This window comes from uncultured Alloprevotella sp., assembly GCF_963536905.1.
Taxonomy (GTDB): Bacteria; Bacteroidota; Bacteroidia; order Bacteroidales; family Bacteroidaceae; genus Alloprevotella.
Genome location: NZ_CAUTBW010000071.1, coordinates 1 through 8,312, shown reverse-complemented (window position 1 = coordinate 8,312; position 8,312 = coordinate 1). Strand labels below are relative to the sequence as shown.

Annotated in this window: 6 protein-coding genes and 1 pseudogene; 1 reads left to right on the top strand and 6 read right to left on the bottom strand. The window is 43.4% G+C overall.

The genetic code is table 11. The annotated features are described in order from the left end of the window. Positions 1-437: 437 nt before the first annotated feature. The 5 genes from ABLA33_RS09645 to ABLA33_RS09625 form a co-directional block, all read right to left on the bottom strand. Positions 438-2,612, bottom strand: a complete 2,175-nt coding sequence (locus ABLA33_RS09645) for a GH25 family lysozyme (protein WP_347720140.1) — start codon at positions 2,610-2,612, stop codon at positions 438-440. A 356-nt stretch (positions 2,613-2,968) separates the two neighbouring features. Beyond that, a complete protein-coding gene (locus ABLA33_RS09640; RefSeq protein WP_347720139.1) occupies positions 2,969-4,321 on the bottom strand; it encodes an NAD(P)/FAD-dependent oxidoreductase in 1,353 nt (450 codons plus the stop codon). A gap of 52 nt (positions 4,322-4,373) precedes the next feature. Then, positions 4,374-4,949: a chromate transporter gene (locus ABLA33_RS09635; RefSeq protein ID WP_315090937.1), complete on the bottom strand. Its 576-nt coding sequence runs from the start codon at positions 4,947-4,949 to the stop codon at positions 4,374-4,376. 16 nt (positions 4,950-4,965) lie between these two features. Next, positions 4,966-5,505 carry a chromate transporter gene (locus tag ABLA33_RS09630; protein WP_347720138.1) on the bottom strand — a complete coding sequence of 180 codons (540 nt, stop codon included), beginning with the start codon at positions 5,503-5,505 and terminating at the stop codon, positions 4,966-4,968. A 13-nt stretch (positions 5,506-5,518) separates the two neighbouring features. Then, on the bottom strand, positions 5,519-7,030 hold the full coding sequence (locus tag ABLA33_RS09625) for a DUF4301 family protein (RefSeq protein WP_347720137.1): 1,512 nt from the start codon (positions 7,028-7,030) through the stop codon (positions 5,519-5,521). Positions 7,031-7,230: 200 nt separating this feature from the next. On the opposite strand from ABLA33_RS09625, the gene ABLA33_RS09620 reads away from it, so the two are divergent. Then, positions 7,231-7,827: an NUDIX hydrolase gene (locus ABLA33_RS09620; RefSeq protein ID WP_315090945.1), complete on the top strand. Its 597-nt coding sequence runs from the start codon at positions 7,231-7,233 to the stop codon at positions 7,825-7,827. 253 nt (positions 7,828-8,080) lie between these two features. Here the strand turns inward: ABLA33_RS09620 and ABLA33_RS09615 are convergent. After that, a pseudogene (locus ABLA33_RS09615) lies at positions 8,081-8,312 on the bottom strand (tyrosine-type recombinase/integrase); the annotation flags it as partial.

The window sequence follows — 8,312 nt, the reverse complement described above, 5'->3', positions numbered from 1 at the left end:
GGTGGATAGTAAAGATGCCTCGAGTACGGAGCAAGTGAATGATGCGAAAACTACTAAAAATAAAAGCGCTAAAAGCGGAATCATTGTTATGAAAATGCAATTTACAAATGATGAGATGTGGAGAAATTTCACACCCACTAGTTTTTTTAGCTAGCGGGTGCAAATATATGGATTTATGTGCGAACTGCAAAGAAAGTAAAAATGCCCTGTATCTTCCGCTCCTCTGAATCTGTTTGTCGGAATTTGCTTTCTTTTTTTAAGAAAGGTGACTGTTTCGGGTGCAATAAAGTCTTCCTTTTTGGCTCCGACACATCTTTGAAGCAGTTTCAGAAACGTAAGTTTTAAGTCCAATAAGTGTAAAGAAAATATACCCACAAGGAAAAGCCTCGTACCTTATTCTTGTATCTCTGTGGCTTTATTCTTTTTTGGAAAAAGGCCTATTTGGAGTGTTTCACTCCATTGAGAGTGCGGTGTTTCTGAAAATTTTCTTTTGTTCCATTAAACACGTTGATATCTACATCGCCATGAATTCCTTTTACTCGACCTTCCGATGTTAGCTGCCAGTATTGTAGTTGTACGAAAGGTTTGAATTCTGAATAGCGTGCTATCCAAATATCATGATCTTGTAGTTCCTGCGGAGCTTTGCGTAGGTGACGATTCACGAACATTTGCCCAACGTAAATTAGCGGACGTGTACCGGTGTGGCGTTCCACAATACGTAGCCAAGAAAGCATGGCACGAAATAAAACGTCTTCGCCACCCATATCTTGGATTTGCTTTTCCGTTGGTTCGACGTCGAGCATAGGTGGAAGATCTCCTTGATGTGGTGCTGCATACTTGAGGAACCAAGTTGCTTGTTCTGCCGCTGGGATGTGTGTAGAGAAGAAGTGATAAGCTCCAACTGCGATACCGTGCTGTCGGGCGTGTTGAGCATCAGTATGGAAGTACTTGTTGCGGAGTTTTTTCCCTTCTGTAGCTTTGATGTAGACAAAGCTAACGGGATAACTAGCATTTCCATGGATGCGTCTCTTCAAGCTACCAAGACTTGTGATGCGGAGATCGGACCAGTCGATGCCATACGTTTTCTTTTTGATGTCGTGCTGGAAACGCGAAATATCAATACCGTAAACGCGGTGTGAAGTATAAATCATTTGTTCTCCAAGAAAATGATCATTTTTCCAGATGCCTGCATGGATCGTCTTCTTGGGTTCAATTGCAATGCCAAAATTAGCTCGCTTTCCTGCTTTCCATAATCCAGCATAGTATGTGCTGTCAATGGCATAGGGCATTGGGTGGTTGCTGATTTGGGACGATTTGAATGTTCGGAGTTTTCCTTCTCCTTCAAATTCAAGATGCCGATTGAACTTTCCTGTATACTCTTGTGTGAGATTGTTAAAAGTTCCACTTTGCAGCGTGTCGGCGTGCCAATATCCCTGCCATGTTCCGCGTTGCGGAATGTGGAGTGTTCCAAAACCTTCGCGTAAACCATTTTTCCACTCTCCTTGATAAGTGCAACTATCGCCATAGATCATAGTACCCTCGCCATTAGGCTGCTGATGGAGATATCTGCCTGAATAATGTTGTTTTCCGAGAACAACCTCTTGATACTGATTACCCACAGTGTTCCATCCTAAAATATTGCGGGGAGAAGCTGTGGGAACTTTGAGCGAAACTTCTTGGAAATAGTGGTGATTGTCGAAAAGACTGCGAAACCATTTTACCACATTATAGGCGAACCAACCTATGTAGGAATGGTGGGCATAAAAGAGTTTGTGCAAACTGCTAAAGTCTGCATAATTGTTTCCGTAATTAACGCCCACAAGTTGCCCCCAACGATTGACAACAATAGATGTATTGCTGAAATATTTATGATGAGGCTTGGTTTGAGCGGCATCCGACAAAGTCTCAGTATTTTCTCTCGTTTGCTGGAATCCAAGTTCTATTTCAGGTTGTGCTAAAGGCATACAATTTTGTGGATTAAAGTACCACGGAGAGAAATGCCGTGTGTTTTTAGGTAACGAATTACCTGCAATTTGAAGGAGAGAGAGGCTGTCTCCATTGTTCCGACAAAGAGCGGCTTTATAACGTCTAATCACGACTTTTCCGCTGTCAGTGGGTGAAATGACACTGACAGTATAAGATTGCAGAAGTTTGCAGGACAGCGACTTAGGTTTACTGTGAAGCATACGCTTTACACGCGAGAGCATCGAGTCTGCATTGGCCTGTCGGAGAATTACTTTCTCACGAAGAGCCATAACATCGTTATATCCATCATCTACGACGGAGTGCGTACGAGCATAATAATCAAATTCGCGGTGACTACGTTTGAGCTGCTTACTCAAAAGTTCGAGAGCAATGCTATCTTCGCGAAGTTCCTGCCGTAGTGCGTAGTCCGTTTTCTTTGTAGTCATAGAAGCGGGGGCTGTAATGGCTGTCACAACGTGTCCACCATTCGATACAAAGAAACCGCTTCCTGATAGTTTTGCTTGATTTATGGAATCAGCTAAAGATAGCGATTCGTCAACAACTTTTGTTGAAAGTTCATTAGAATAAAGTGTGTCGCCGCTTTGCGATATGATTCGATTGGTACAAGTAAGTTCTACTCGCACCATTCCTGACAGTTGATTTTCAAGAGAGGCAGGAAAAAATATTAGGCCTAAGCTTATGAGAAAGAACGCTGCAAGACAACTCCATTTGAAGCGACGAATCCAAGCTGCCTGCTTACGCAGCGACTTTTTAGAAAGTCTTCCAATTTGTTGGGAGCGTTTTCTAAGACGTTCTCTGAGTGTTGCCAGATTTTGTTTTTTCTCTCCTGTCTTTAAGTGTCTCCGCAATATTTTATTTGCAGGAAATTTCATTGTCCTAATGTTGTTGTGAGAGTTATAAAGGACGAGCTGCAAGAGAAGAGTTTGTTTGCTTTTCCAAACTCTTGGTCTTGCACCTCGTCCCTCGTTCTTTTAAGGAAATGTTAGTCTGCTCCTTCGCTAAGAAGGTCCTTTCCCCAGTGTTGTGAAGATAAACGTTTCTCACGCTCTTGTACTTCTTTGGCTTTCCGCGCATACACAATCATGCGGAGCGATTGAGAGTAGGAAACATAATTCCATACCCAGTTGAAGAGAACAATAATTTTATTTCTGACGCCGAGAATGGAGCGGAGGTGTACAAATAGCCACATGAGCCAAGCCACAAAACCGTGCATACGAATCTTGCTGAATTCGGCAATTGCACGATTACGGCCAACAGTAGCCATAGCTCCGAGGTTGTGATAATGGAAAGCTTTGAGTTCTTTGTTCTTTTCTAGGCGTTGTAAGTTCTTCGCAAGCAAGCGACCTTGCTGTATAGCTACTTGTGCCAACTGTGGGTGTCCGTTAGGATACTCAGCATCTGCTGTCATAATACATTGGTCACCAATGGCAAAGACGCCGTCAAGTCCTATTACACGGTTGTATTCGTCCACTTTGATGCGTCTCCCTCGGCCTAAGAACTCATTCCCTAAGTTGCCTATAGGTTGAGCAGCGACACCACTCACCCAAATAAAAGTACGTGTGGCTATGGAGCTTCCATCTTTGAGTTGTACGCGATGATTCTCATATCCCGTAACCATCTTATTGAGCATCACGTTAACGCCCATCTCTCGGAGATATTGTTCGGCATGGCTAGAGTTCTTCGGGTTCATTGCAGCAAGTAAGCGGTTGCCCGCTTCGATAAGATAGATCTGCATTAAACTACTGTCCATGTCTGGATAATCTTTAGGCAAGATGTAGTTTTTCATCTCTGCTAACGCTCCGGCAACTTCCACACCCGTGGCACCTCCTCCCACGATTACAACGTTTAGAAGTTCTTGTCGCTCTTGTTCACTGGCGCAAGTGATTGCACGCTCGAAGTTTTCAAGTAGCGCATTACGCAGTCCCATAGCTTCACTCACATTTTTCATGGGGATAGCCTCTTCTTCCACATCCTTATTACCAAAGAAATTGGTAGTAGTACCCGCTGCAAAAATCAAGTAGTCGTAACTAATCTTACCTATGGACGTTTGTAGAATCTTTTGTTCAGGGAAGATGGAGCGTACCGTAGCCATACGGAAATAGAAGTTCTTTCGACGTTGATATATTTTGCGGAAAGGGAAGGAGATAGAACTGGGTTCCAATCCAGCAGATGCTATCTGATAGATGAGGGGCGGGAATTGGTGATAATTATTGCGGTCGATAAGTACTACTTGAAAGTCGGAGTGTTTTAGTCTATTGGCTACTTGAAGGCCGCCAAAGCCACCACCGACAATAACCACGCGTTTTTTGTCGGATTTAGGAACGTTGAAGCTCATCTTAGAATAGTTGTTATGTTATCCCAAAATGCTATGGGATTTAGTTTTTATTTTAGAAAAGTATCCAGCCCGCAATGCCGCAAAGCAAAAGCATAAAAATGGGGCTAAAGTTGAATTTTGCGCTACCAATAATTGTTGATATAAAGAGGAATATAGAAATACCTAATTCCCAGTTACTCATCGTCTCTCCTCCTTTTGCATCTGGCATCATCAATAGGATAGCTCCTGATAGGGCTATTCCTGGAATGACAGGTTTTAGCCAACTGATAACCGTTTGTGTGATTCCCAACTCTTGTAATAGACCTTTGAAGCGACAGAAGATGCTTGTACTGACAAAGGATGGGAGCGTTACGCCGAGTGTAGCAATAAAACTTCCCAATATGCTATATCCTGTTGTGAGAGTGGAAGCTGTCGTGGCGTATCCGCCTACTGTTGCTGCATTCAAGGCAAGGTCTCCAGGCGTAATCATGCTAAGCGCTATTAAGTTCGACACTTGGCTAGGGCTAAACCATTCATGTTGCGAGATGAAGATATTACCAATGAAAGCTGGCAGAACGGGAGCACCGCCAAAAGCTAGAAGTCCCGTTAGAAAGAAGCTTATAAAGAGTGAGAGATAAAGGAGAAGCATGATTCAGACTTCTTTTTTATTCATTAGGACGAATAGTTACGGCATATAAGATTGCTGCAAAGACGATAGCTATAATGATATAGGCAGGCGAAATACCGAGGAATACAATAGAAGCTATGGTACCAATGGGTAGCCAAACATTGGCCAGTGCGATACCTGAAGTTTTAAGCATTCTGATAACAGCCAGCACAATGAAGGCTATGATTCCAGGGCGTACACCTTTTAGAAAAGCAGAGAGGTGCTTGTTCTCTTGAACTCCATTGAAAAAAATGGACAGAATGAGCAAAATAGCAAAAGCTGGGAGGAGGGTTCCTATTGCTGCAGCTATACTGCCTTTCCATCCGCATATTTTATGTCCTAAATAAACAGCAAGATTGATACTGAACACGCCTGGCATAGCTTGCGCAATGGCTAGCGAGTTGTCAAATTCTTCTTCTGTTAGTAAGCCCGAGGCTGTTAGTTTTTTGCGCAAGGGAGAGATGGCAGCATAGCCATTGCCTAGCGCAAAACCAGCCTCTTGTAGGAATAGGACAAAAAGTTTCAGAAAAGAGTTCATTCTGTTGTGCGGATTACTGATGTTGCTCGCGGATTAAATCGTTTACAGTCTTGACGGGATTGAAAGTGATAAGAGGAACCTCCACAAACACTGTATTCCAATCGCTCATCGCTCCGTTCCAAAGTCCAGGAAGCTCAAGGGCTTTGAGTTCACGGCCATTCTTGCTTTTGAGGGAGATAAAGCCTGTATTCTTATCTACAAAATCGGGCAGATTAAACTTCTCGCCTTTGTAGTTCTTGACAGCGCAAACGAGGTCTACGGGATTGAAGTGAGTGCCTTTGACAAACATGGCTTTGCTTTTCTCATCGTCCATATTGATTTGGCTACTCTCCAAAATTTGCAAGGAGATACTGCCGTCTTGGTTATAAACGAGGAATGGGCCTCCTCCAGGCTCCCCCACATTGGGCACCATGCCACACACGCGCATTGGGCGGTTCAGTTTCTGGTAAAGATAGTCGGCCAACGCTTTCCCTTCTAATGGAAGTAAAGTCTTGCAGCAAAGTTCCTTTTCGAGAAAAAGCTTTATCTCTTGCAAATCGATAGGACTGTACTGCCCACTTTCGAGCAGGTGCAAGTAATTAAACGTTTTCTTTTGCAGTGAAACGAGAATACCCGCCAACATTTTTTTGTTGTGTACCGTTTCTGGTTTGAGACGATCGGGCACTACGTTGTCAATATTCTTGATGAAAAGAATATCTGCCGCAATATCGTTGAGATTCTCAATCAATGCACCGTGGCCAGCAGGGCGGAAAAGCAGACTGCCATCGTCTAGGCGGAAAGGTTCGTTGTTTGGCGTAGCAGCAACGGTGTCCGTAGAACTCTTTTGTTCCGAAAAACTAATGTTATATTTCACGCCGAATTTCTTTTCCAGCGCTGGCACGTTTTCTTTGATGTGTGTCTCGAACAAAGAGCGATGTTCTGGCGATACGGTGAAGTGTACGCTCACAGTGCCGTCTGCTTCCTTGGCATAGAGTGCGCCTTCCACCAAATGTTCCTCGGCAGGAGTTCGAACACTATCCTCATAACGATGGAAAAGTAAAAGTCCTTTCGGAAGTTGACCATAGTTGAGGCCTTCTTTCTGGAGAAGTGCGTTAACAATCTTTTTATACTCGCCTTCTTTCAGAAGTTCTTTGCAACCTTTATTGTGGAGTGTCTTACACTGCGCATCCAATGCAAAGAAGAAAGCGTAATGCTCTAGATTGTTGAAGAATGTTTTTTCAAAGTCGGTCGTTGGAACATCATAGTTAGCTTCGCTGAACGAAAAGAGGTCTTTGAACATTCGGCTGGCAGCTCCACTGGCCGGCACAAATTTTACGATGTGGAGCGACTTGGCTACTTCGTCCCACGCTTCTGCAAATGCTTGTTGCTCTTTTTTCGTGGGCTTCAGAATACCTTCCTCAACGCTGGCTGCAGCATAAAGTTTCAGATACGGAAAACCTGTTTTGAAACAGTTTAATTGTTCATTAAGTTTCTCTTCCGAAATACCTTTTTGAGCGAGTTGCTCTTTGTCTTTAGCACTAATCATATTTATCCCAAAATTTATTGCTACAAAATTACGCCTTTTCAATTATAGATTCAACTGTAACCTAAAGTTTTATCAGCAGATTCCTGCGTATTGAATGGTGGAACTTCAAAATCTAAAATAGCTGATAATGTTTTGATAACTACATATTTCTTTTATTCAGTTAGAAAGAGCTAATTTTGCTTTGCAAAAAAAACGAAAGAATGAAAGATATTTATTGTGAAGTCCACGAAGGACAAGAGTTTCAATATGCCTATAAGTATCCTCGTGCATCCTTGACGGCCGATAACGTAGTGTTTAGTTTTCACGATAAGAAATTATATGTCTTACTCGTTGAACGGGCAGCAGATCCCTATAAGTCCCATTGGGCTTTTCCGGGTGGTTTTCTGAACGTTGGCGAAGAGGATCTACCTGCATGCGCTCGTAGAGAATTGGAGGAAGAAACCCACTTGCAGGTGGGGACATTGGTAGAACTCGGTGTTTTCTCTCGTCCCGACAGAGATCCGCGTGGTCCTGTGGTGACCGTGGCTTATATGTCGTTTGCTCCGATGGAACAAGTTCTGGCCGATGATGATGCCGCCGATGCCCAGTGGACTCCCATAGATGCTCTGCCCAAGCTGGCTTTTGATCACCATGAGATACTGCTTGCTGCGCTCCGCCGACTCAATCGCTTGACGGATTTGATGGAAGCTTTCCCGAATTTCTTAGACACGGCACTCCCTCCTTCCGAACTTTGGTCGTTCCGCTCGGCTGTAGCGAATGCTCTGGAGACGGAAGAGCGCAGAGAAGAATGCGAGTAGGAGGATGTTCTAAAACTCTTTTATTGTCTTCGCTCGTGTTTCTTCTTAGTCTGTGTCTTAAAGGTTTTGTACTTGTCAAAATTTTTCGTATTTTACGCCCCCGAGAATCGCTTGAAATCAAGCGTAAAGGCCTGAGGACGAAAATAACGCAGTTTTGAGGCATCATTAAAATAGGCCTATTTAAAATTTCTCCTTGAGAAATTTTATTTTCTATACTACAAATTTTATTTTCTCCTTGAGAAATTGAAAATACAGTGAAAGAAAGGAAACGGTTAAACTCCTCAAAGAGTTTCTGCGGCGTAACCTTCGCATAACGTTCGGTCATACTTACGTTCGTATGTCCCAGCATCTTGCTGACCGTTTCAATAGGAACGCCCTGTTCCAAGGTGATAAGCGTGGCAAAGGTATGCCTTGCAGTATGCGAAGTAAAGGGAAAAGAAATACCTGCCCGTAGTCGCAAGGCTTTAAGACAGGACTGATAAGTG

What these genes read in the sequence shown, in the direction of transcription:
- ABLA33_RS09645 (WP_347720140.1), bottom strand. Translation starts at nt 2,612, where the DNA reads ATGGTGCGAGTAGAACTTACTTGTACCAATCGAATCATATCGCAAAGC.
- ABLA33_RS09630 (WP_347720138.1), bottom strand. Translation starts at nt 5,505, where the DNA reads ATGAACTCTTTTCTGAAACTTTTTGTCCTATTCCTACAAGAGGCTGGT.
- ABLA33_RS09640 (WP_347720139.1), bottom strand. Translation starts at nt 4,321, where the DNA reads ATGAGCTTCAACGTTCCTAAATCCGACAAAAAACGCGTGGTTATTGTC.
- ABLA33_RS09620 (WP_315090945.1), top strand. Translation starts at nt 7,231, where the DNA reads ATGAAAGATATTTATTGTGAAGTCCACGAAGGACAAGAGTTTCAATAT.
- ABLA33_RS09625 (WP_347720137.1), bottom strand. Translation starts at nt 7,030, where the DNA reads ATGATTAGTGCTAAAGACAAAGAGCAACTCGCTCAAAAAGGTATTTCG.
- ABLA33_RS09635 (WP_315090937.1), bottom strand. Translation starts at nt 4,949, where the DNA reads ATGCTTCTCCTTTATCTCTCACTCTTTATAAGCTTCTTTCTAACGGGA.